Here is a 24,314-nt window from a genome sequence, read left to right on the forward strand (position 1 = left end):
CCTTATTTAGCCTCATACCATGTTTTACCCATATTAGTATCTACTTCAAGAGGTACTTTCATATCTAAAACTTTTTCCATTTCCTCTTTAACTATTTGTTTTACCTCTTCAAGTTCATTTTCTTTAACATTCAATATAAGCTCATCATGCACTTGTAAAATCATTGTACTTTTTAGCTCTTTTTCCTTTAATTTATTATAAACATTAACCATAGCTAACTTAATTATGTCAGCTGCACTTCCTTGAATAGGAGCGTTCATAGCCAATCTTTCCCCTAATGCTTTCACTATTCTATTAGAAGATTTAATTTCTGGTATAAATCTTCTTCTATTTAAAATAGTTAATACATATCCATTTTCTTTTGCTTCTTGCATTACACTATCTAAATATCCCTTTATCTTAGGATATCTTTCGAAATAAATCTCCATATATTCAGAAGCTTCTTTTTTAGTTATGTGTAAATCCTGTGAAAGACTAAAATCACTTATTCCATAAACTATTCCAAAGTTTACAGCCTTAGCCCTACTTCTCATTAGTGATGTAACATCCTCTATTGGCACTTTAAATACTTCAGATGCAGTTTTAGTGTGTATATCACTATGATGCTTAAATGCATCTATCATATTTTCATCATTTGACATATGAGCAAGAACCCTTAATTCTATTTGTGAATAGTCACAAGATAATAAAATGTCACCTTCTTCATCGGGTATAAATACCTTTCTTATTTCTCTTCCCATTTCATATTTTATAGGGATATTTTGAAGGTTAGGCTCTGTACTTGATAATCTTCCTGTAGTAGTTACTGTTTGATTAAAGCTTGAATGAATATGCCCATCACTATCTATAACATTTTTTAATCCTTCCACATAAGTAGAATTAAGTTTTGTTATTTGTCTATAATAAGTTATCTTTGGTATTATTTCATGTTTATCTTGAAGTTTTTCTAAAACCTCAGCATTAGTTGAATAACCTGTTTTTGTCTTCTTAATTACAGGTAAATCTAATTTTTCAAAAAGTATTTTTCCTAATTGTTTTGGTGAATTTATGTTAAATTCCTCTTCTGCCAAATCAAATATTTCTTTTTCTGTTCTAGTAATCTCTTCTTTAAATTTTATTGCTAAGTCATCTAGCATATTTTTATTTATATTGAATCCTAAAGCTTCCATAGAAGAAAGAACAAATATTAATGGATGTTCAACTTTATAATAAAGTTCTTCCATTTTTTCCTCCTCTATTTTCTTCTTTAATAATTCATATATATCTCTTAGTTTAAAGTTTACCTTTCCTTCTAAGATTTCACCTTCGCCAGTAATATCTTCACCTAGATACTCATTTATTAATGTTAATAAATCATATGATGATCTAGCTGAATCTATTAAATAAGCTGCTATAGCAGTATCAAATTCAAATGTCTTTATTGATATGTCCAGCTTATTTAACACTGTAACTAATGACTTTCCATCATGAATTATTTTAGTTAATTCTTCATTTTCCATGATTGCCTTTAAAGCTAAATTTGCTTCATCTTTGTTAACACTATAAATATTCTTAAAATTAATTAAATATACTTTATCTTCATTAGATAAATATATTTTACTTAGTTCTATTTCTGAGTATTTTGTACTATTTATAACATCATATGTTATATAACACACCTTATCTAATGACTTTGATAAATTAAGCAATTCCTCTAAATTATCTATAGTAATCAAATTTAAAGATTCTTCAGTTACTTCTAAATCTTTATCTGATTTAGGAAGTTTATCGAACATGGACTTCATTTGCAACTTAAAGAATAGCTTCCTTAATCCTTCTTTATCATATGATTCTTGACTTTTTATCTCATCTAAGTCAAATTCAATAGGTACTTCAGTTATTATAGTTGCTAGCTTTTTACTAAAAATAGCTTGTTCTCTAAAATTCTCTAGATTTTCTTTTAACTTTTTCCCACTAATATTATCTATATTATTTAATACTTCTTCTACAGAACCATAAGTTTGAATTAATTTATAAGCTGTCTTTTCTCCAACTCCAGGAACTCCAGGTATATTATCTGACTTATCTCCCATAAGACCTTTTACGTCTATAAACTGAGTTGGTGTTACTCCAAATTCTTCAACAAAAGTTTTATGATCATATACTGCTGTTTCAGTAACTCCTTTTTTTGTTATAACTACATTTATGTTATCTGATGCTAATTGTAGAGCATCCCTATCTCCAGTTACTACATAAACTTCAATATTATTTTTTTCTGCATACTTGGCTAAAGAACCTATTATATCATCTGCTTCAAATCCATCAATTTCATATTTACTTATAGATAATAAATCTAAAAGTTCCTTTACTATAGGAAATTGCTCTGCAAGTTCAGGTGGCATTTTCTTTCTGCCTGCTTTATAATCTTCATATTCTTTATGCCTAAAAGTTGGTCCCTTTCTATCAAAAGCTGCAACTATATAATCTGGTTTTAACTCTTCCTTCATTTTAAATAACATATTTGTAAATCCATAAACTGCATTTGTATGAATTCCATCACTAGTTGTTAACTCTGGAATAGCATAAAATGCTCTATTTAGAAGTGAGTTAGAATCTAATATCAATAATCTTTCCATATCTTCCTCCAAATTAAGGTGTTAACTCCTTAAATTTATGTTTATTATAAATTATACTATTTTTATAATAACAAATCATTACATTTTAATTAATATATCTATTTGAATTAAAATCTATATTTAAAATATTAGAAAATACTTAAGTCTAATTCTTCTGATAAATCTTTAATTACATGTAATCCTGATATACTATTTCCTTTCTCATCTAATGATGGTCCATAGATACCTATTCCATATTTCCTTGGAACAGTGGCAAGGATTCCTCCTCCTACCCCTGATTTTGCTGGAATTCCAACATGAACTGCAAACTCACCAGATGCATCGTACATTCCACAAGTAACCATAATAGTTTTTACTATTCTACATACCTCTCTTGACATAACTCTTTCATTCTTCCAAGGAATAACTCCATCATTAGCAAGAACTGATCCAAACCTAGCTAAATCTCTTGCGGATACTTCTATTGAGCATTGCTTAAAATACAAATCTAATATTTCCTCTACATCACCATCTAATATACCACTACTCTTCATAAAATATGCTAAAGCTCTATTCCTATTTCCTGTTTCCTTTTCTGATAAATATACTCTTTCATTTACTGATATACTTTCATTATTTGTAACAAGTCTTATAAAATCTAATATTTTTTGAAACTTTTCATTAACATCTTTACCATCTATTAATGATGTTGTAACTATAGCTCCAGCATTTATCATAGGATTATAAGGTCTTCCTGTGTCTCTAACCTCAAGGTTTACTATTGAATTAAATCCCATTCCAGTTGGCTCTACATTAACTTTCTTAAAGACATTCTGTCTTCCATTATCTCTAAGTGCTAAAATTAATGTAACAACTTTTGATATGCTTTGAATAGTAAATTTCTTGTCACATTCTCCTGAATAATATTCCTTTCCATTTAAATCAACTACACATATTCCTAAATCATCAGGATTTGCCTCTGACAATGCTGGAATATATGATGCGAGTTTACCATCACTTCCATATTTTCTGTTTTTATCAACTAATGTATCTAACAAATTAAACATTTATATCACCTCATGCTATCTTTTGTTTTATGTTAAATTATTTTGCCCCATATCTAAGTATTTCTATTATATTAATAATTATTATTATACACAAGGGAATTTATACCTCTATATTTTTAACTAGACTATTTTACTATATTATGTAAAAATAAATAATATAAATAATAAATCGAGGTGATTTCATGGATATGAAAAATATGTTATTAAAGTATGCAACATTAGCTGTAAAAAAAGGTGTTAATTTACAAAAAGATCAGGTTTTACTTGTTAATTCACCAGTAGAATGTATAGATTTTGCAAGGGCTATTGCAGAAGTTGCTTACAAAGAAGGCGCTAAAGAAGTTGTTGTTCATTATGGAGATCAAAAATTACAAAGACTTAAACTTGAATATGCATCAATGGATACATTAAAAGAAGTACCAAATTGGGTATCTGAATCATATAACTATTATGCTAGAGAAGGATGTGCAGTTATTTCAATTTCTGCTTCAGACCCAGATGCTTATAAAGATATTCCTATGGAAAAAATATCAACATTTCAAAAGCATCGTCAATTAGCTTTAAAGGAATACTATGATTATTCAATGGCAAACAAGATACGTTGGACTGTAGTATCTGTTCCAACTGAGGCATGGGCATTAAAAGTATTTAAAAACTCTAACTCTGAAGAAGCTGTATCAAAGCTTTGGGATGTAATATTTAATGTAGTTAGATTAAATAATGATGATCCAATCAAAGCTTGGGAAGAGCATAACAATAATATAGATAAAAAATTAGAATTTTTAAATTCTAATAAGTTCCAAAAACTTCATTATAGAAATTCTAAAGGTACTGATTTAACTATAGAGCTTCCTAAAGATCATATTTGGCTTGGAGGATCAGAAAAATGCACTTCTGGTATAGAATTTAATGCTAATATGCCAACTGAAGAAGTTTATACTCTTCCTAAAAAGCATGGAATTAATGGAACTGTTACTTCATCAAAGCCTTTAAGCTATGGAGGAAACCTAATTAATAACTTTTCTCTAACATTTAAAGATGGAAAAGTTGTTGATTTCAATGCTGAGGAAGGATATGAATCATTAAAAGAATTATTAGCTAGTGATGAAGGTGCTCGTTATTTAGGAGAAGTTGCATTAGTTCCTTTCGATTCACCTATATCAAATTCTAATATAATTTTTTACAATACATTATTTGATGAAAATGCAGCTTGCCATTTAGCATTTGGTAAAGCTTATCCAACTTGTATAATTAACGGAGAAAATCTAAGCACTGAAGAACTTGCTAATAAAGGCGCAAATGATTCAATAATCCATGTTGATTTTATGATTGGAACAGATGATTTAGACATAACAGGATATACTTATGATAACACTGAAATTAAAATATTTAACTTAGGAAACTGGGCTTTTTAGTTCTTCTTAATATTTCAAAACCTTTAATCATATATTAGTACATATTAAAGTATTTTACTTTATATATATTAATTACTTAAATTTGTTTATACTATGAAAATATTGTATATACTATATCTATGGGAGGGGTTTTGTTATGTTATTAAAGGAGGAAAAAATGGTTAAAGTTTTAGTATTAGGTGGAAGTGGATTTGTTTCTGAATCTCTTGCAACCTATTTAATTAATCGTGGCTATGATATTGATATTTTAACTAGAGGCTTAAGAAAGGTAAATTATTCAGGATACAAAGATCATATTATTTGTGATAGGAAAAATAAAGAAGCTCTAAAAAATGCTTTATCTAATAAGAAATATGATGTGATATTTGATATTTCCGCTTACTCAAAGGATGATGTTGAAATTTTATTTTCATGTATTAATCCATCTTCTTTAAAAAGATATATTTTCTGCTCATCTGCAGCAGTATATATCCCAAGTGCTGAAAATATTAAGGAAGATGCTAATAAAGGAGAAAATTCTACTTGGGGTAGTTATGGATATAATAAATTGCAGGCTGAACATTATATAAATGAATTAATAAAAAATAAAGGGTTACATGCAACAATATTTAGACCTAGCTATATTTATGGTGAAGGAAATGACTTATATAGAGAATGTTTTTTCTTTGATAAAATAAAAAATGATGAGGTTATATTAGTTCCAGAAGATGATGTTAAAGTTCAATTTATTCATATTCAAGATTTAGTTAAGGCATTTGAATGTGCAATATATAATGATAATGATAATAGATCATATAATTTAACTAGCCCTGATTTATATTCTTGGGATGAAGTAATTAAATCCTGTGCATCTATTTTAAATAAAGAAGCTAAAATCAAAAAAATTCCTTTATCTAATTCAGAAGTTAGAAGTTACTTCCCTTTTAGAAGCACTAACTTTAATTTAAATATAATGGATCTTAGAGAAAATGGATTCCATTTACCAGTTATATATTTAAAAGAAGGATTAGAAATGTCATATAAATGGTATCTTGATAAAAAGCCTTTTTACCAAGACTCTAAACTTGTGAAAGCATTATAGTAAAAATAATTTATTTTATAACCATCATTTAATAGTTAATTTTAAGAGGTATTAAACAAATAGCACCCAATAAGATACAGTTATTCTTATTAGGTGCTTTTAATTTATTATTATAATTGTCATATAAATCAATATATTATTTTTATACCTAAGTATTTAATCTAGAACTTTTTATTCTATTTAATTTTTAGAATTATTACTTCTTCCATCTCTTCTTTCTAATTCTTGTTCTAATACTTCCTTTATTCCTTCCATCTTAACTTTTAATTTTTTCTTTGCATTAAATTTTTGAAATAATAAGGTTAAAGACGATGTGAATCCCATCATTTCTTGTGTCTCACTTAATAATATCTCTGTAGAATTTGAATCTATTTCTTTAAATTCATATTTCGAAATATATTTATCATTACTTATTGTATTAGTCACTTCATATAACTTATTTTTTTCATATCCAGTTATACTAGTTTCCATTTCAATTTTTTGTTTTCCAACATGTTTTATTACTTTTTTATAACTTACTTCTGTTGGATTTTTATCATTAAATTTAGGCATTTCTTTTTTATTTAAATCAATAAAAACTTTAAATACTCTTTCTATTGGATAATTTAAATTTATACTTATATTATAATTACTCATTAATAGTCCCCCTTATAACTTATATTCCTAATCTTATTATTACATCTTTTCGAATAAATTTCTATAAAAAAATAAAAGGATTACATCCTTTTATTTTTTTATAGAAATTAACTTTTATCTTCAGATCTTGGTTTATTTTTTCCAAGTTTTCTAGATTCCTTAGAATAGCCTACTTCGTCAGCAGTTTCCATTTGCATTTTCTTTAGTTCTGTTCTAGTTTTTTGTCCCGACTTCTTATTTTTTTTAGAATTCTTATTATTTTTATGTGCCATATAAAAACACCTCCTATCTTATATATTTTTAAGATATTAAGGTACTTTTATGCTAAGTAATAATTAGAAATTTTAGTTATTCCTCATATATTATATTATCACAATTTTCTTTGACTTTTTCTAAATCAGTTGTTGATTTTATCGTCCATCCTAAAATAGGTACATTTCTATTACGTTGAAATTTAACTACAGCTTTTGGTAAATAATCAACTTCATAGGCTATAAAAGCTGGTTTACTTTCAAAATTTAAAAGTAAGTTTTTTAATAAAAACTTTTTGTATTTAGGTAAATCAGAATCATTAAAAGATCCAGATAATTGTCCTCTTGGTATTTCTGGTGCATTCTTTTTAAACCATGATAAAACAAATGGATTAAATGCTTGAACAGCTATATCTCCCTTATAATCCTTTATTATATTATAAACTTCACTTTCAAGAATTCCAACTTTATCCTCATTCTTTATTTCAATAAGCAGTGGAACTTTTCCATCTATAAGCTCCAAAACTTCATTTAAAGTAGGTATATACTCATTTGTATTTAAAAGTTTTAAATCTAAAATATCTATATAATCTAATTCATTTACATTTTTATTTGATCCTGTCATTCTTTCTAAGTTATAATCATGAAAGACAACAACTTTATTATCTTTAGTTAATTGAACATCTAACTCTATAGCAACATTTTCATCCATAGAATTTTTATATGCTTTTAAAGAATTTTCAGGTATATCCTCATTATTATGTAGACCTCTATGAGATATTTTAGTACTCTTAATCCACTCTAAACTTCCATCTTCTATTGGCGTAGCTTTAGTTAATAAAAATAGACTTATTAAACATAATAATACTATTCCCAAAGCAACAGATGAAATTATAATTATTTTTTTCTTCATAAATCTTCTCCTCACGCTCAAATTTAAAACCATTAATTGCCATAATAAAATTATATCACTTAAAATTCTAAAAAATAGTAGCTGCCTAAAAAATAAGCAGCTTATATCAGTATCATTTATTTATTTTTATAAAAATCCTCTAACCTAATTCTTATTTGCTTTATAAAATCATAAGAATTAGTTACAGTAATACTTTCCAAGTCGGATAAAAGTGCTAAATCTTTTGTCATATACCCTTCATTAATTGTCTTTATAGATGCCTCTTCCAGCTTATTTGCAAATTCTACTAATTCATTTAAATTATCTAGTTCCCCTCTTTTTCTTAATGCACCTGACCAAGCAAATATTGTTGCTATAGAATTAGTAGATGTTTCTTTTCCTGCTATATGTTTGTAATAATGTCTTTGTACAGTTCCATGAGCTGCTTCATATTCATAATAACCTTCTGGCGATACTAATACAGAAGTCATCATTGCAAGAGATCCAAAGGCTGTTGCAACCATATCACTCATAACATCACCATCATAGTTTTTGCATGCCCATATGTACCCTCCTTTTGATTTTATCACTCTTGCTATTGCATCATCAATTAATGTATAAAAATATTCTATATTAAGCTCCTCAAATTTCTCTTTGTACTCTTTGTCAAATATATCTTGAAATATATCCTTAAAAGTATGATCATATTTCTTAGAAATAGTATCCTTTGATGCAAACCATAAATCTTGCTTTGTATCAACTGCAAAGTTAAAGCAACTTCTAGCAAAACTTTCTATAGATTTATCTAAATTATGCATTCCTAAAACTACTCCGTTCCCATCAAAGTTATGGATAAGCTCTCTAGTCTCTTGTCCAGATTCATTAGTAAAAACTAATTCTACTTTTCCCTTCTCTTCAACCTTCATTTCTACATCCCTATATACATCTCCATAAGCATGTCTTGCTATAGTTATAGGCTCTTGCCATGTTTTCACGTAAGGTTTTATAGAATCAATTATTATAGGTGCTCTAAAAACTGTCCCGTCTAAAATAGCTCTTATAGTTCCATTAGGACTTTTCCACATTTCCTTTAAGTTATATTCTTTAACTCTTGCTGCATTAGGCGTAATTGTAGCACATTTCACTCCTACACCATATTTTTTTATTGCTTCTGCTGCCTCTACAGTAATACTATCATTAGTCTTATTTCTATACTCTAATCCTAAATCATAGTACTCTGTTTTTAAATCAACAAATGGATTTAACAATTCATCCTTTATCATGCCCCATAGAATCCTTGTCATTTCATCTCCATCCATTTCAACTAATGGTTTTGTCATCCTTATTTTGCTCATATATAGCCCCCCAATATTTAATTTTTTAATAAGCTAATTATACATTATAAGTTAGTTTTTTACAATTAAGTTTATTTTTTATGTCTATTTACACAGAATATTTATCTTATTAAATATTAACAACTCAAATAATATAAAAATCATTTATAAAAAAATCTGATACTAATTTATTTATAATTTTTAGTATCAGATTATTGTTTTATTTAATCATTATTTTTAAAAGCAAATTGATATTAAGACTATAGCAAATATTATCTGACAAACGCCTACTGTTCCTCCATATAACATTGCTTTCGGTCCTTCTTTTATTAAATCATTTATTTTAACTCTCATTCCAATTCCTGCTAAAGCTATAATTTCAAAATTACTGCTAATCCATTTAAACATAGAAGATATAAACTGTGGTACAGCCCCTATCGTATATAATATACAAATTATAAAGAATCCATTAATAAACCATGGAATATTGATTTTTCTTTTTTTAATTGCCTTACTATTATCTTTATTTTCTTCTTTAATAAGTTCAGTATTTGATTTTTCCTTAGCAGAAGACTCTTTAGATAAATCTATTTTTTCAAAAACTAGTACGACAGCCACCAATAATATTATTCTTATAATTTTAAATACTGTTGCCAATTTTACAACATCATCTGAAACAAATTTTGCTGAACCTATTACTTGACCTACTGATTGTAATATACCACCCATCATTGCAGATGTTTGAAGTGTTTCATTGTTATATAATGCTGCAGTTATAAATGGAAGTAAAATCATTAAAATAGTTCCTATAACATTTACTATTGTTATAGATATTACTTTATCAGAATCATCAGCATCTATTACCGGAGCTGTTGCACCTATTGCAGATGAGCCACAAACTGCATTTCCTGACGACATAAGCAAACAATATTTTCTGTTAAATTTAAGTTTTCTTCCTATCCAATATGTTATTGTAATCGTTAATATCATTTGTAAAACAACAAATATAAGTCCATTAAACCCAAGTTCTAATATCTCACTTAAATTTAAATTAGCACCCATAAGGACTATAGAATAATTTAAAAGGTCCTTTTCTGCAAATTTAGTACCATTATCATATTTATTTCCTTTAAATATTGTATTTCCTACTACTATACCTATAAATATAGCAAAGCTTGCAGCTCCTACTGTCGAAAATCTTTTCCCTAATATTTCTGAAATAATACCTATAATTAAACAGATTATCAATCCAGGTAATATACTCTTTATTTTTTTCATTATGTATTCACCTCAAAATCTATAAATTTTAAATATCGTTATTATGACATTATTATAGATATTATTTGCTTAAAGGTGAAATACTATTATTTTATTATTATAATAACTATTTACTTATATACTTTTTATCCCTAGTATATTCTATAAACATATTCATATTGTTGGATATAAATTTATCTTTATGCATTATTAGATATAAATCTCTCTCGATTTTCCCTTCTTTAAGTCTAAAATAAAATAATTTTCCTGTATTAACTTGCTCTTCTATTACTCTATACGAAACACATCCCACTCCAAGGTTTGCCTCAACAGTTCTTTTTATAGCTTCTGTATTCCCTAATTCTAAAAAAGTGTTAAACTTTATTTTATTCTTTTTTAAAAATATTTCTGTGTGTTCTCTTGTTCCGCTTCCTACTTCTCTCATTATTAATTTTTGATCTTCTAACATTTTACCTGATACTATTTGTAAATTTCTTAATTTATTTTCATCTCCACAAATAAATACTAATTCATCCTTCCATTCAACTTCTTTTATTATTTCTTCTGAATTGATTTCACCTTCAACAAATGCAAAATCCACTTTATTTTCGAGAATCAACTTTTCAATATTTTTTGTATTTTCAATAATTAAAGATATTTCAATATCTTTAAACTTACTAGAAAAATCCTTAATTATATCTGGAAGTATGTATATTCCTATAGTTGTACTTGCTCCAATAATAATTTTACCTTTTTTATTATCTGTAAACTCCCTTAAACTTTTAACTCCTTCATCATATAAGTTTAACATTCTCCTTGTATAATTTAAAAAAACTTCTCCTTCATGAGTTAAAAATAACTTTTTACCTATTCTATCAAACAGCTTTACACCAAGTTCAGCTTCCAATTCATTTATACTTTGACTAATTGAAGGCTGGCTTATATACATTTCTTTTGCTACTTTAGTCATATTTAAGTGCCTAGCAGTTTCATAAAATATCTTAAGCTTTCTAAAATTCACAGTTCACACCCCTTTATCATAAACAGAAGAACTCAGCAACTGCTGAGTTCTAAAATAATTTATTTATTTAAATCTTCATATTCTACATCAATTACTTCACCAACAGAATCATCAACTTTATTTGAATAATCATTATCAAAGTTTGATTTAGCTTCGTATCTATAACTATTACTCGTTGTACTCTTACCCCTCTTACTATCAAAGTATCCTTTTACCTTAAATACAATATATAAAATTACTATAAAAGGTAATATCCATACTAAAAGTTGGATAGCTAAAGCTGCAACTAATCCTATTAGTAAAACTCCACCTACTAAGTATAATCCTGTTTTTAATCCACTACTCATAATAAACCTACCTTTATATTTTATATTATTAGTTTCCGCTACAATAAAGGTATTATACCATATGGAAAAAAATTTTTCAATAAAAGATAACTTTTATTTCTTTAAAAGGTTTATTATAACTCTTAATATTATTTTGATATAGTTTTATCTTTCTTTGCAATTTTCGGTAAAATAGCTCCTAATCCTAATAATACAACTATTGTAATTATTGTAAGAGAAATTTGGAACCACCATTCACCTGAATATGTTTCAACACCTTTTGGGAACATCCCCATTAAACAAGCAAAAGCAGTGAATATAAAGCACCAAATTCCAAAGCCTAAAGCTACTTTATTATTCTTTACAAATTTATAATCTGAATTAAACTTATCTGACAGCTTTTTAAGCATTATAAATGCTAAGAATACCCATAAGTATCTTAATGGCATTACTACTGAATTTAGTTTTAATAACCAATCAAATAATGCGTTCATATCCCCAATTCCTAAAGCTGGAACCATAATTAATATACCAACTAATATTGCAGTCATAGCATATCCGTTTATAGGAGCACCATATTTATTAGTCTTAGTTAATTTTCTTGGTATATAATTTTTATCAGCATCACCAATTAAAACCTTAAGTGGTGCATCTATTGAAAATACTAATGCTGATATTTGTGCAAGCATATTTGCTATTGCATAAATTATTAAGAATAAATTACCTAATCCATAATATTCACCTAACATCTTAAATGCATAGTATTGACCATTCATCATAAGATCTTTTGGAATATTATTGGCATCAAACATCATTCCCATAGCCATTGATCCAAGTAAAGCTGAAATAGCAACCATAGCAGCTAGTACTATCATTCCTCTTGGAAATTCCTTACTAGGCTTATTCATATTATTTACATATGGAGATATTTTTTCAGCACCTCCAACTGCAAAAACTAGCATCGATAATGTTGTAAAATACGTAAAATCAAAATTAGGTATAATTGATTTTAATGTTATATTTGTAGTAGCAATTTCTATTCCTCTTATAGCTGGTGCTGCTACCATTAATAATATGTATAGCATAGACATTACAAAAACTGAAGTACCTGCAATAGTCCCAATTTTCTTTAGAGATGTAATACCTCTTGATGCTACCCACAAGAATACTAAAAATACAACTAATGTTAAACTTTGTGCTAAAAGTGTGTTCATATTGCTTATAAAAGTCCCATCTTGTTTTACAGCCCATCCAAGTGCTATTAAAACAGCCTGAGGCTTTTGAGCTAAGTAAGGTACATGTACTACCCAATAAGTCCATCCTGCAAAATATGCTAAAGTTGGTCCCATAGTTTGTCTAATCCATGTACTTACTCCTCCTTTCCCATCTTTAAAAGTTGATCCTAATTCACCAACCATTAAGGCATACGGAACAAAATATAAAGCAATTATTAATATCCATGATACAACTACAGTTAAACCCTGATTTGCAAAGTTATTTACTACATTTCCAAATCCCCAAACTGATACAAAGGCCATTAATGCCAGGTTGTACCACCTAATTTTTTTAGCGTCTTCTCCCATAACGCGCCTCCTTAAACTCTTAAGTATTAAATCATTAATCCATAATTATTTTACCAACACCAATATATTCCGACAATAATAAATATTTTATTCATTTACATATTTTTATTATATTAGTATTTTTTTAATATTTTATTGATAATATTAAATATTTTATTAATTATTCATAATATATTCTTATATTTCCCTAAAAATTCTTATTATATTATAAAATATACAAAACTAAATATATCTTAGATATTTTAACATTTTACATTGATTAATTATTCTACTTTATACTAAAGTACTTCTTATTATACAAATAATTAATCTAAATCAAACCATCTATTTATAACCTCTATTGTCTCTTCACTTGGATAATACATTTTATCTCCATCTTTGTTTCCTACTGCAAAAATTGAAAAACCTAAAAGCCACGACTCTGATTCATAAGTTCTTCTGTATGCTTCAAAACCATTTGCTTGCTCTTGTGTGTTTATTTCATTTGAAAGATAAGGATTCCATGGTTCTACTGACGCCTTGTTAGTTCTTGGAAATCCTAATTCACCAAAGAAAATTGGTTTGTTCCACTTATCATAAAAGTTTTTAACTTGCTCCTTAATTTCTTGCTTTCTATTATATCTTTGAGATGAAATCAGTGCATTTTCAAGATTAGCAACAGTATTTACATCATTATCAGTTAACTCAAAATATGAAGCAATAGATATAAAATCTACTTTCGAAAATATTTTATTATTTAATTTTGCATTATATTTTTTATTTAAATCATTTACTTGATTTTTGGTAATTTCATCATCCCAATTAGCTGTTGTCCAAAAGCTTGTTCTATATGTAATTAATCCTTTATAATACTCTCTTGTAAAATCAATCATATCGCAAAATTCATCTTCCATTCCCTCTAAATGAGTAAATCCTGTAGCAATATTTATTGCGTCTACTCTATAAGGAATGGCTATTTCATCTATTATAGGTTTTAATACATTTTGCTTCCAATTTATAAAAAAACTTTCTTTATCAGAAGGATTGTAATCTGTTTCATATTTGCTACCATTTGCAATCCATGGATAAGGCTCCAAAATTACATTTATCTTTTTTCCTTTAAGCTCTTTTAATAATAACTTTGCTCTTTCCAGACTGTTATTATCTACATTCATAGTACTTGAATCTATATCATCTATATTTATAACAATTGGTAAATTTATTGTGTTTAATTCTAGAGTTCCAATATCATTCATTGCTTGCTCTACTGTATAATCTGTTGAAAGGTTAGCTGACTTAATTTTTTCATTAAATTCATTATTTAATATTTTTCCTTCTCTTTTATTTAGAAAATTATTTATTATTCCTCTGCTTGTATAGTTAATTGCATATAAATAATACCCTGATATAATAAGAACAATAATTATCCCTGCAATTATTCTAACTTTTAAATCATCAGTTCTTTCTTTTTTAGTATTATTATTCTCCATAATTCCCCCATAATATCTATTTAATTTATTCATTATACAATATACCATTTTTTTATTTATTTTATAATTTTTATTATTTTAATTTTAACTAATAAAAGCTTAGGAATATATTCATTATTCCTAAGCTTTCTTAGTTATGTTAATTATTATATAAAGTTATATTATAAATTTTAAAACAAACACAATTCCCACTATTACTGTTGGGATAGTAATATCTTTATATTTTCCAGTAAATAATTTAATTATTATATAAGATAAAACACCAAATACCATACCATCTGAAATACTATAAGCTAGTGGCATCATTATAATAGTTAAGAATGCTGGTAATGCTTCTGTCCAATCTTCTAAATCTATTTCCTTAATAGGTTCTAACATAAATAATCCTACTAATACTAACGCACAACATGTTACTGCTGGTGTAATAACTCCAAATAATGGTGCAAAGAACAATGCTAATGTAAACATAATTGCTGTTGACACGGCTGTTAAACCAGTTCTTCCACCTTCAGCTACTCCTGATGCACTTTCAACAAATGTGCTTACAGTACTAGTCCCTAAACAGGCTCCTAATGTAGTTCCAATTGCATCGGCAAAAAGAGCTTTTTTAATATTTGGAACTTTTCCTTCACTATCTAACATTTTTGCTTTTGTAGCAACTCCAACTAATGTTCCAATTGTATCAAACATATCCATAAATAATAATGTAAATAATACTATTAACATATCTATAGAAAATACATTATGCCATTCAAATTTCATAAACACAGAACTAATTGAAGGTGGTGCACTTATAACTGAATCAGGTAAATTAGTAATTCCCATTGGAATTCCTATAATTGCAGTTATTATCATCCCTATAAATAAAGCACCTTTAACATTTCTAGCCATTAATATACCTGTTATAACTATACCTATAATTGCTAATAATGCAGGTCCCTTTGTTATATCTCCAAGTGAAACTAGTGTACCTTCACCTTTAACAATAACGCCTGCGCCCTCTAAACCTATAAGTGCGATAAATAAGCCTATCCCTACTGAAATTGCTTTTTTAATATTTGCTGGTATAGAGTCAACTATAGCTTCACGAACATTGAAGGCAGTAAGTAAAATAAATATTAGACCTTCTAAAAATACTGCTGTTAGTGCAAATTGAAATGAATATCCCATTCCAATAACTATAGTAAATGCAAAGAAAGCATTTAATCCCATACCTGGTGCTTGAGCAAATGGAAGCTTTGCATATAATCCCATTATTAATGTAGAAACAATAGCCGAAACTGCAGTTGCTGTAAACACGGCTCCACTATCCATTCCAGCTTGTGAAAGTATAGAAGGATTAACGATTAATATATATGCCATTGTCATAAATGTAGTTACTCCAGCTAACATTTCCCTTTTTATATTAGACTCCTTTTCAGTTATACCAAAATATCTGTCTATAAGTTGATTAGTTTTTGTTTCTTTTCTCATTTTATCACTCTTTCGTATTATTTTATAAATCCATGGACTATAATACATCATTTTTAGATAAATTCCAAGCATTAAACGAATATTATTTTATTTTTTTTTATTATTTTCTGTGATAATATTTACATATGTATACTTTTATATTTTTTTCAATGTTATAATTCGTAAATTGATAATTTTTATTTTTTTAAATATATTATTTTTTTTATCCATTAATAAATATTGCTTACTTTATTTTATAAAAAATTATTTTTCTTTTATTTCTATTATTTTAGTTTTAAATTCTATACTTGATTTTAAAATAAAAAAGATTGTGGTAATAACGAAGTCTTTTCTTCATCTTTACCACAATCTTGAATTTAATATATCTATTATATTATTTTTTATTTCATTGCTTCTTCTATAGCAACTGCAACAGCAACAGTAGCTCCAACCATTGGGTTGTTACCCATTCCGATTAATCCCATCATTTCAACGTGAGCTGGAACTGATGAAGATCCTGCAAATTGAGCATCTGAGTGCATTCTTCCCATTGTATCTGTCATACCATATGAAGCTGGACCTGCTGCCATGTTATCTGGGTGAAGAGTTCTTCCTGTACCACCACCTGATGCTACTGAGAAGTATTTCTTTCCTTGATCAACACATTCTTTTTTGTATGTTCCAGCAACTGGATGTTGGAATCTTGTAGGGTTAGTTGAGTTACCAGTAATTGATACGTCAACTCCTTCGTGATGCATTATAGCAACCCCTTCTCTAACATCATTTGCTCCATAACATTTAACTTTTGCTCTTGGTCCATTTGAATATGGAACTTCTCTAACTATTTCTAATTTACCTGTGAAGAAATCAAAGTTTGTTTCAGCATAAGTAAATCCATTGATTCTTGATATAATATAAGCAGCATCTTTTCCTAAACCATTTAATATAACTCTTAATGGCTCTTTTCTTACTTTATTAGCTTTTTCAGCTATTTTTATAGCACCTTCTGCTGCTGCAAAACTTTCGTGTCCTGCTAAGAAAGCAAAACATTTAGTTTCTTCTCTTAAAAGCATAGCTCCTAAGTTACCATGTCCTAAACCAACTTTTCTATCATCTGCAACTGAACCTGGGATACAAAAAGCTTGTAAGCCCTCTCCAATAGCTTCAGCAGCATCTGCAGCTTTTACACATCCTTTTTTAATAGCTATAGCAGCACCTAAAGTATAAGCCCACATAGCATTTTCAAAAGCAATTGGTTGAGTTGATTTTACGATATCGTAAACATCTATACCCTTTTCATCGCAAACTGTTTTTGCATCTTCTATTTTAGTCATTCCGTACTTTTCTAATACAGGAATGATTTGATTAATTCTTCTTTCATAACTTTCAAATAATGGCATAATACTTTTCCCCCTTCAAACTATTCGTGTCTTGGATCGATAACTTTTACAGCTTCGTCAAATCTACCGTATTGTCCTGTAGCTTTTTCCATAGCTTCATTAGCATCCATTCCCTTAGCAACCATTTCCATCATTTTTCCTAAGTGAACGAATCTATATCCAATAATCTCATTGTTTGCATCTAAAGCAATCTTAGTTACATAACCTTCTGCCATTTCTAGGTATCTTGTTCCCTTTGCAACTGTTCCGTACATAGTACCAACTTGTGATCTAAGACCTTTTCCTAAATCTTCAAGTCCAGCTCCTATAGGTAGTCCACCTTCTGAAAAAGCAGTTTGGCTTCTTCCATAAACTATTTGAAGGAATAATTCTCTCATTGCTGTATTAATAGCATCACAAACTAAATCTGTATTTAATGCCTCTAATATAGTCTTTCCTGGTAATATTTCTGAAGCCATAGCAGCTGAATGAGTCATACCTGAACATCCAATTGTTTCAACTAATGCTTCTTCAATTATTCCATCTTTAACATTTAAAGTTAATTTACAAGCTCCTTGTTGAGGTGCACACCAGCCTACTCCGTGAGTTAATCCTGAAATGTCTTTAACCTCTTTAGCTTGTACCCATCTTCCTTCAACAGGAATTGGTGCAGGTCCATGATTTGGTCCCTTAGCAACAACGCACATTTCTTCCACTTCTCTTGAATACATCATATTATATCTCCTCCCTAATTATAGATTGCTATAGTCCTATTGGTTTATGAACACATTTTAAAATATGTAGACTACAAGTAATCGGGACAAATCCCATCCCACCATGGGCAAATTTATCCTATCTATATAATACCAGATGTCTAAATCTCAAACAACATAATATTATAAAAAATTTCCCTTCTGTTCCATAAAATTTTACTACTTGCTATTTTAATCTACTTCTGATATAATAATTTTTGCAGCCGGTCGGCATGGCGGAACTGGCAGACGCACATGACTCAAAATCATGCGGTTTTACCGTGAGGGTTCGATTCCCTCTGCCGGCACCAATAAGCACTTAAACTCTTGTATTTAAAGGTTTGAGTGCTTTATTTTTGTATTTAGGGTGCAACTAGGGTGCAACGCAAAAATAGAGTAGAAATTTAATCTACTCTGAATAATAAAATAAAATTAAGTTAATACTATTTGTATAGCATTTTTAAAATCGTGCTTGTGTGATTTATAGTTAAGGTTGGTTGCTTTAACATACTATAAATCGCATGAGCATTATTTTTGTATTTTTTCTTATCTTTCAGTTGCTCTCTTAAGTAATTTTCTATTCCTATAATTTGCCCTCTAGATATTTCTTTATGTTGCAATTTATATTTGAATAGATCTCTTACTTTTTTATATTCTTCTTCTACTTCTGGCTCTCTTGTATAGTCTATAATTGTATAGTCTATAATTGTATCTTCTAGTTTCTTCTTATATAATGTAGGATTCATGTGTCCGCATCTTATAACCTCTTCTGCATAAAAACTTTTTCTAGGTGCAACTTTAATTTTATTTACAATATAAAAGGTTAATACCTTTATAGCTGCTACCCCGACAATTATTAATAGTAGTATCTCCATTTTCTTTCTTCCTTCCTATGTTTATTTAATACCCTATTGTAGTCCTCCTTTCTATGTTTTGTATAAACTTTTTCGTGTGTTTTGTATAAATGTTTTCTAATGTAATAGGGTATGTACTGTTGTATATTGTGTTGTTACTACACCTTATACAACAATTTCTGATACAACATTTTAGATTAGCTATATAGCCTAGGTATGTGATTCTTAGTATTGAATAAAATATAGAAATAGCGAGTGAAGCGAGTGTTGTAATGAAGTATTAGTACAAAAGTAACCTTTCTAAGTTTGAGTACTGTAAATCTGTATAAATAACCTCAAAATTATTACTATTGTATCTTATACCTGGAGTTGGTCGTGCTATTATTATTATAGGAAATGTCCCCTTAAACTCTTCATATAATTCTCTTTCATTATATAGTTTCTCGTACATAGTACTTAATTTAATGTTATCTGTATAATGAGTGTAATCTACCTCTAAAAGTGTTATATACGTATCTCCATCATACCTAAATCTTACATATGCATCTGGAATAATATTGCCCTTTAAATATTGTGGTTGAAATTTAACCTCTAATATATTACATCTCAGCCTTTTTAGTTCTTTTAGATAATCTAATATATATAAATTATGATCTGTTACTTTCTTATTCAAATAATATACTTTTTCTTTCTTAGCTTTGCTTAAATAAGACTTTATAAGATTCCATTCTTCTAATTTCTTAAGCCTTCTTCTAGCACTTTCGTAGCTACTATTAAAAAACATATATTGTGCTAAACTAATTGTTATAGCATTATATTTTTCTAAAAATAATAATATTTCTTTATCTCTATCTAATAACATATTAATCCTCTCTTATTACTCCTTTCCTCTCCTTCTTTTTAATAACCTTAGTAGTTGCCACTTCATCCCCTTCTTCTATCTCTTTTAGTTTAGGTACACATAAAGGTAGTTCTCTAGCCACTCCATTATTAACAACTATAGGTTTTTTATTTATTAGGCTTATTCCATCAATTATTGTATTTTTAGCTGTTATAATCTCGGCTACGTATTTATTTAATATAGTAAAATCTTCATCTATCCAAGGGGATTTACATTGTATATATCCATCTGTAGTATTAGCTATTATTTCTCTCTCTCCTAATTCAATAGCCATATTGTTTCCTATAATATTTTGGCTATCTATAGCACTAGCTTGTCTAAAAGTTATTCTAGTCATTTGTGATTTAATATCTCCATTTCCTCCTAAATTACTAACTGTTGACCTTTGAACAATCCCTATAAAATGAATTCCACTAGATCGTCCTAATTTAACTATCTTTAAAATATTACTCCAGCATTTAGCTTTCAATGTTTTTTCTTCCTCATTATCACTTTCATCTGGCATATAGCAGCTCAACTCTTCTATAACGCAATATATTCGCTTCATCCTTCTAGATTTAAATTTTCTATTCCAATGACTTAAATTTCTTATTCCATTAGAAGTAAATAACTCCGACCTATTTTGTATTTTTTTTACTAGCTTATCTAGTATAAAACTTGTTTCCCCTAGTGTTTTAGCATTAAACTTTACTGATTTTAGATTAGCTAAAAATCCTATTTCTTGTTTAGCTGTTTGACATAAATATAATTCAATATACTTACTAGAGTTATATTCTAAATTGGTAATAATACTAGCAAGTAAATAAGTCTTTCCTGTGCCTGTTTGACCCGCTATAAGTAAATGAGGATTATTATTTATATCTATTAAATAATTTTTTCCATCTAGTTTTTTACCTAAATATATTTGGTTATCTAGTGCTCTTACTGGCTCAAACTTAAAATTTCCTATGTCTTTATTTATTATTGTTATTTTTACCAAACTGCTAAACTTTATATTTTCTATAGTAACTATTCCTTTAAATTTATTTTCTATAGCTTCCTTATACTTCTCAACCTCTCCTAGACTTAATCCAGTTGGTATATGAATAGTTAAAATGTAACCATTGCTAATAAAGTTTACCTCTATAATTTTAGGAATATAATTAGATTTCTTGCTATATAATTTTAATTCTTCCATTAACTCATTCCATGCCTTAATTACTTTTCTTTTCTTTCTATAGTTAATAGTAAATCTATAATATATACTTGTTGCTGCTAATCCTCCAACTATTGCTAGTTCCATAAATACCTCCTAAAACTTACTTAATATATATCTATGCCGTATTAATAGAAAGTTTCCTATATTTATAGAATTTTTCAAAAAAAATATATGATACTTATATGTACCATATATCCTCAACCTTCTTATTTAATTTTTTAGCTACATTTAAAGCAGTTTGTAAGGAAGGATTAACTATTCCTTGTTCCCACGAATAATAAGTTTTACTATTTACATCTATATATCTAGCAAACTCTTGAGGTTTCATCATGTATTCTTTCATTCTAATCTCTTTAAGCCTATTATTAATCAACCAAAGCACCTCCTAAAATATATTATACATTCTTGAAGAATAAATTTACAATAATTGTTAATATTTTAGATTAAGTTATTAATATAAAATAAAAAGGACTAGCTTAATTTCTAGTCCTCTTAATCATATTAATACCATTTATAAGTTTTTAATTTTACATCATAAGTTAAATAAATTTCTTTTCCACTTTCATCAACTACTGTTATTTCATATTCTAAATATTCTAAATCATCTGCATTCCCTGTATCTGGTCCAAAAGTTTGAAATTTAGGAGATGTTTCTCCACTCATTACAGTATCAAAATTACTTAAATAAGTTTTCTCATTTTTATCCTTTAGTAATACAGTTACATTAAATCCCTTTATTGCATACTTAGAATTATTTGTGAATGTTGCTTCCATATATCTATTTCCTATTGAATCAGGCTCCAAGATAGTAACATTCATAGGAACTTCTTCTATTGTAATTGGTGGTTGTTCCTTTTCCTCTTTTTTCGGCTCTTCAACTTTAACATTAGGCTTGCCACCTTCAGAATTCTCTACTTTCTTGGTTGAGCCACATCCAACTAATGATAGAGTTAAAATCCCTGATAAAATAGTAATTAGCGCTTTTCTCATAACATACCCCTCACATTCCATATTTTTCATTGCACTTTATATTGTATAATAATAGGTAAAAATGTCAATATTTAAATGAGGTGATTATATGAAAAGAGATTTTATAAGAATAGATTTAAGTATATATTTAATGCTTATGTGTGTACTTAGTTCCTTAATAATTGGATTAATATTAAAATAAAGCACCTAGAATTTAATCTAGGCGCTTTTCATTTTACTTATTAAATATTATATAACTCTTCTAATAGATATTATGTTATTTCTTATAACTCCATATCCAGACCAATATTCATTAAGAGAATTTACTTTTACATTTCCGCCGTTATAATTATCTCCAGATTCATGTACAATTTGTCCATTTCCAATATAAATTGCTACATGATCTCCATTAGTGCTATCTCCTCCTGGCCATGTAAAGATTATTAAATCTCCCGGTAGTAATTTACTGTAATTTCCGCCTTTAGCAGCGCTAATATCCACAGCATTACCATAATATTTTTGAGTGCCTGTCCAAGTTCCTATTTTTATACCCATTACTGTATAATAAACTGATGAAGTAAAGTCTGCACAATCCATATACGGAGGTGGATTATTTTTATCTAATTTTTGAGTAGATATTACAGAATCCATATAATATGGTATTCTCCCTACCCAGTATAAAGCTTCATTCACTACTTTTTGCTTATTGTTAGATTCGGGGTTTACTACAGTTCCATCATACATTGCTGTTAATCTTGTAGTTTGTCCATCAAATTTTCCTACAGCAAGTCTTCCTTCTACTCTAGCTGATTCATAATTAGTTAACTCTTTTTCTTTTTTAGCTGCAAATTTACTGTTTGATTGTAATTCAAATGTAAATGCACCAGTAACATTATTCCCATAGTCATACAATGCAATTATTTTATCTTTACCACTACTATTATGTGTTGAAACTACCTTTCCATTTATTAAAGATCCATTAAATGAATTGGAATACCATGTCTCAGATAATGAATAAGCTCCATTGTTATTTATTAATGATAATATCCTAGTAGTAGCGTTTCCATAATCATAGAACATTGCAACTTCATCTTTACCATTTCCATCATAATCGCCAGATACTGTTTTTCCTTTAATCTGACTTCCTGCAAATTGCGTTGCTCTAAAAGCTTCCCTACTTGTAAATTTTCCATCTGACCCCATTGTTAATTCAAAAACAACAGTAACATTATTTCCATAATCGTAGAATATTAACACTTCGTCTTTACCATCGCCATTAAAATCTCCAGCTACCATTGCATTAACCATATCTCCAACAAAATCTGTAGCATTCCATACAGTTTTTGAACTAACAGATTTTCCGTCACTATTTAGTGAAAACTGAAACATTGTGGATGTTCTATTAAAGTAATCATAAAGCACTAATATCTCATCTTTACCATCACCATTAAAATCTCCTGATACAACTTTGTTTGTTATACTACTTGCATTAAAATTATTTACACCAGATTCATAAATTGATACATTATAATACTTTCCACCATCTTCATATAAGCGATGAATCCCTGTGTTAGCATTTCCATAATCGTAAAATGCCATAACTTCATCTTTTCCGTTTCCGTCATAATCACCATAAGTAACTCTATCTTTTATTCTTTCCGGATCATAATTGGCTCTTGTTTGAGTCCATAAATCTGCTGTACTACTATAATTATTGATATCCCAAGAGTTGAACTTTACATTTCCATCTCCACCAGCATTATATGCTTTAACTTCTTCCGAATGTAGAAAACCTAATGAGAAAATTGATGTAAAAACTGCAACTGTCAAAAATGTTTTGAGTTTTTTCTTAATCATTTTAATTCCCCCTTAATGTTTTATGT

At 28.1% G+C, this 24,314-nt stretch carries 22 protein-coding genes and 1 tRNA gene; 3 read left to right on the forward strand and 20 right to left on the reverse strand.

Features of this window, described 5'->3' with window-relative positions; all coding sequences use genetic code 11:
- Positions 1 to 2: 2 nt before the first annotated feature.
- Together polA and glsA are read right to left on the reverse strand one after the other, a co-directional pair.
- The gene (gene polA / locus J2Z25_RS13260) at positions 3 to 2,615 is read right to left on the reverse strand and encodes a DNA polymerase I (RefSeq protein WP_209740955.1); all 2,613 of its coding nucleotides are present in this window, start codon (positions 2,613 to 2,615) and stop codon (positions 3 to 5) included.
- A gap of 128 nt (positions 2,616 to 2,743) precedes the next feature.
- A complete protein-coding gene (glsA, locus tag J2Z25_RS13265) occupies positions 2,744 to 3,661 on the reverse strand; it encodes a glutaminase A (protein WP_097033781.1) in 918 nt (305 codons plus the stop codon).
- 182 nt (positions 3,662 to 3,843) lie between these two features.
- Between glsA and J2Z25_RS13270 the strand changes: the two genes are divergently transcribed.
- Positions 3,844 to 5,076 carry an aminopeptidase gene (locus tag J2Z25_RS13270; protein WP_209740956.1) on the forward strand — a complete coding sequence of 411 codons (1,233 nt, stop codon included), beginning with the start codon at positions 3,844 to 3,846 and terminating at the stop codon, positions 5,074 to 5,076.
- A gap of 136 nt (positions 5,077 to 5,212) precedes the next feature.
- The gene (locus J2Z25_RS13275) at positions 5,213 to 6,157 is read left to right on the forward strand and encodes an SDR family oxidoreductase (RefSeq protein WP_209740957.1); all 945 of its coding nucleotides are present in this window, start codon (positions 5,213 to 5,215) and stop codon (positions 6,155 to 6,157) included.
- Positions 6,158 to 6,337: 180 nt separating this feature from the next.
- On the opposite strand, the gene J2Z25_RS13280 is transcribed toward J2Z25_RS13275, so the two are convergent.
- The 12 genes from J2Z25_RS13280 to J2Z25_RS13335 all read right to left on the reverse strand — a co-directional run bounded on the left by J2Z25_RS13280 (position 6,338) and on the right by J2Z25_RS13335 (position 18,491).
- Positions 6,338 to 6,793, reverse strand: a complete 456-nt coding sequence (locus J2Z25_RS13280) for a DUF3284 domain-containing protein (RefSeq protein WP_111931520.1) — start codon at positions 6,791 to 6,793, stop codon at positions 6,338 to 6,340.
- Between the two features lie 107 nt (positions 6,794 to 6,900).
- Complete coding sequence (locus J2Z25_RS13285; RefSeq protein WP_008679636.1) at positions 6,901 to 7,065, reverse strand: hypothetical protein; 165 nt, start codon at positions 7,063 to 7,065, stop codon at positions 6,901 to 6,903.
- A gap of 76 nt (positions 7,066 to 7,141) precedes the next feature.
- Positions 7,142 to 7,957 (reverse strand): glycerophosphodiester phosphodiesterase, encoded by an 816-nt coding sequence (locus J2Z25_RS13290; RefSeq protein ID WP_209740958.1) that lies wholly within the window; start codon positions 7,955 to 7,957, stop codon positions 7,142 to 7,144.
- Positions 7,958 to 8,073: 116 nt separating this feature from the next.
- On the reverse strand, positions 8,074 to 9,291 hold the full coding sequence (locus J2Z25_RS13295) for an NADP-dependent isocitrate dehydrogenase (protein WP_111931516.1): 1,218 nt from the start codon (positions 9,289 to 9,291) through the stop codon (positions 8,074 to 8,076).
- A 216-nt stretch (positions 9,292 to 9,507) separates the two neighbouring features.
- Positions 9,508 to 10,548, reverse strand: coding sequence for a YeiH family protein (locus tag J2Z25_RS13300; protein WP_111931514.1), 1,041 nt, complete (start codon positions 10,546 to 10,548; stop codon positions 9,508 to 9,510).
- A gap of 106 nt (positions 10,549 to 10,654) precedes the next feature.
- Positions 10,655 to 11,548: a LysR family transcriptional regulator gene (locus J2Z25_RS13305; RefSeq protein ID WP_209740959.1), complete on the reverse strand. Its 894-nt coding sequence runs from the start codon at positions 11,546 to 11,548 to the stop codon at positions 10,655 to 10,657.
- Positions 11,549 to 11,607: 59 nt separating this feature from the next.
- Positions 11,608 to 11,895, reverse strand: coding sequence for a hypothetical protein (locus J2Z25_RS13310; protein WP_008679641.1), 288 nt, complete (start codon positions 11,893 to 11,895; stop codon positions 11,608 to 11,610).
- 128 nt (positions 11,896 to 12,023) lie between these two features.
- Positions 12,024 to 13,457, reverse strand: coding sequence for an amino acid permease (locus J2Z25_RS13315; RefSeq protein ID WP_097033784.1), 1,434 nt, complete (start codon positions 13,455 to 13,457; stop codon positions 12,024 to 12,026).
- 305 nt (positions 13,458 to 13,762) lie between these two features.
- Positions 13,763 to 14,926 (reverse strand): glycoside hydrolase family 113, encoded by a 1,164-nt coding sequence (locus tag J2Z25_RS13320; protein WP_245173364.1) that lies wholly within the window; start codon positions 14,924 to 14,926, stop codon positions 13,763 to 13,765.
- A gap of 156 nt (positions 14,927 to 15,082) precedes the next feature.
- Positions 15,083 to 16,318 (reverse strand): NCS2 family permease, encoded by a 1,236-nt coding sequence (locus tag J2Z25_RS13325; RefSeq protein WP_370836641.1) that lies wholly within the window; start codon positions 16,316 to 16,318, stop codon positions 15,083 to 15,085.
- 461 nt (positions 16,319 to 16,779) lie between these two features.
- Positions 16,780 to 17,778, reverse strand: coding sequence for a GGGtGRT protein (locus J2Z25_RS13330; RefSeq protein WP_209740960.1), 999 nt, complete (start codon positions 17,776 to 17,778; stop codon positions 16,780 to 16,782).
- Between the two features lie 20 nt (positions 17,779 to 17,798).
- Positions 17,799 to 18,491, reverse strand: a complete 693-nt coding sequence (locus tag J2Z25_RS13335; RefSeq protein WP_008679647.1) for an iron-sulfur cluster assembly scaffold protein — start codon at positions 18,489 to 18,491, stop codon at positions 17,799 to 17,801.
- Positions 18,492 to 18,736: 245 nt separating this feature from the next.
- Between J2Z25_RS13335 and J2Z25_RS13340 the strand changes: the two genes are divergently transcribed.
- Positions 18,737 to 18,820 (forward strand) — tRNA-Leu (locus J2Z25_RS13340).
- Between the two features lie 132 nt (positions 18,821 to 18,952).
- Here the strand turns inward: J2Z25_RS13340 and J2Z25_RS13345 are convergent.
- The 6 genes from J2Z25_RS13345 to J2Z25_RS13370 form a co-directional block, all read right to left on the reverse strand.
- Complete coding sequence (locus J2Z25_RS13345; protein ID WP_209740961.1) at positions 18,953 to 19,384, reverse strand: hypothetical protein; 432 nt, start codon at positions 19,382 to 19,384, stop codon at positions 18,953 to 18,955.
- A 259-nt stretch (positions 19,385 to 19,643) separates the two neighbouring features.
- The gene (locus J2Z25_RS13350; protein WP_209740962.1) at positions 19,644 to 20,225 is read right to left on the reverse strand and encodes a hypothetical protein; all 582 of its coding nucleotides are present in this window, start codon (positions 20,223 to 20,225) and stop codon (positions 19,644 to 19,646) included.
- A gap of 1 nt (position 20,226) precedes the next feature.
- Positions 20,227 to 21,546, reverse strand: coding sequence for an FtsK/SpoIIIE domain-containing protein (locus tag J2Z25_RS13355; protein WP_209740963.1), 1,320 nt, complete (start codon positions 21,544 to 21,546; stop codon positions 20,227 to 20,229).
- A gap of 94 nt (positions 21,547 to 21,640) precedes the next feature.
- Positions 21,641 to 21,844 (reverse strand): helix-turn-helix transcriptional regulator, encoded by a 204-nt coding sequence (locus tag J2Z25_RS13360; RefSeq protein WP_410053772.1) that lies wholly within the window; start codon positions 21,842 to 21,844, stop codon positions 21,641 to 21,643.
- A 119-nt stretch (positions 21,845 to 21,963) separates the two neighbouring features.
- Positions 21,964 to 22,452 (reverse strand): hypothetical protein, encoded by a 489-nt coding sequence (locus tag J2Z25_RS13365; RefSeq protein ID WP_209740964.1) that lies wholly within the window; start codon positions 22,450 to 22,452, stop codon positions 21,964 to 21,966.
- 228 nt (positions 22,453 to 22,680) lie between these two features.
- A complete protein-coding gene (locus tag J2Z25_RS13370) occupies positions 22,681 to 24,288 on the reverse strand; it encodes an FG-GAP-like repeat-containing protein (protein WP_209740965.1) in 1,608 nt (535 codons plus the stop codon).
- Between the last annotated feature and the right edge of the window lie 26 nt (positions 24,289 to 24,314).

Origin of the sequence: Clostridium tertium, from assembly GCF_017873245.1 — a bacterium.
GTDB classification, from domain to species: Bacteria; Bacillota; Clostridia; order Clostridiales; family Clostridiaceae; genus Clostridium; species Clostridium tertium.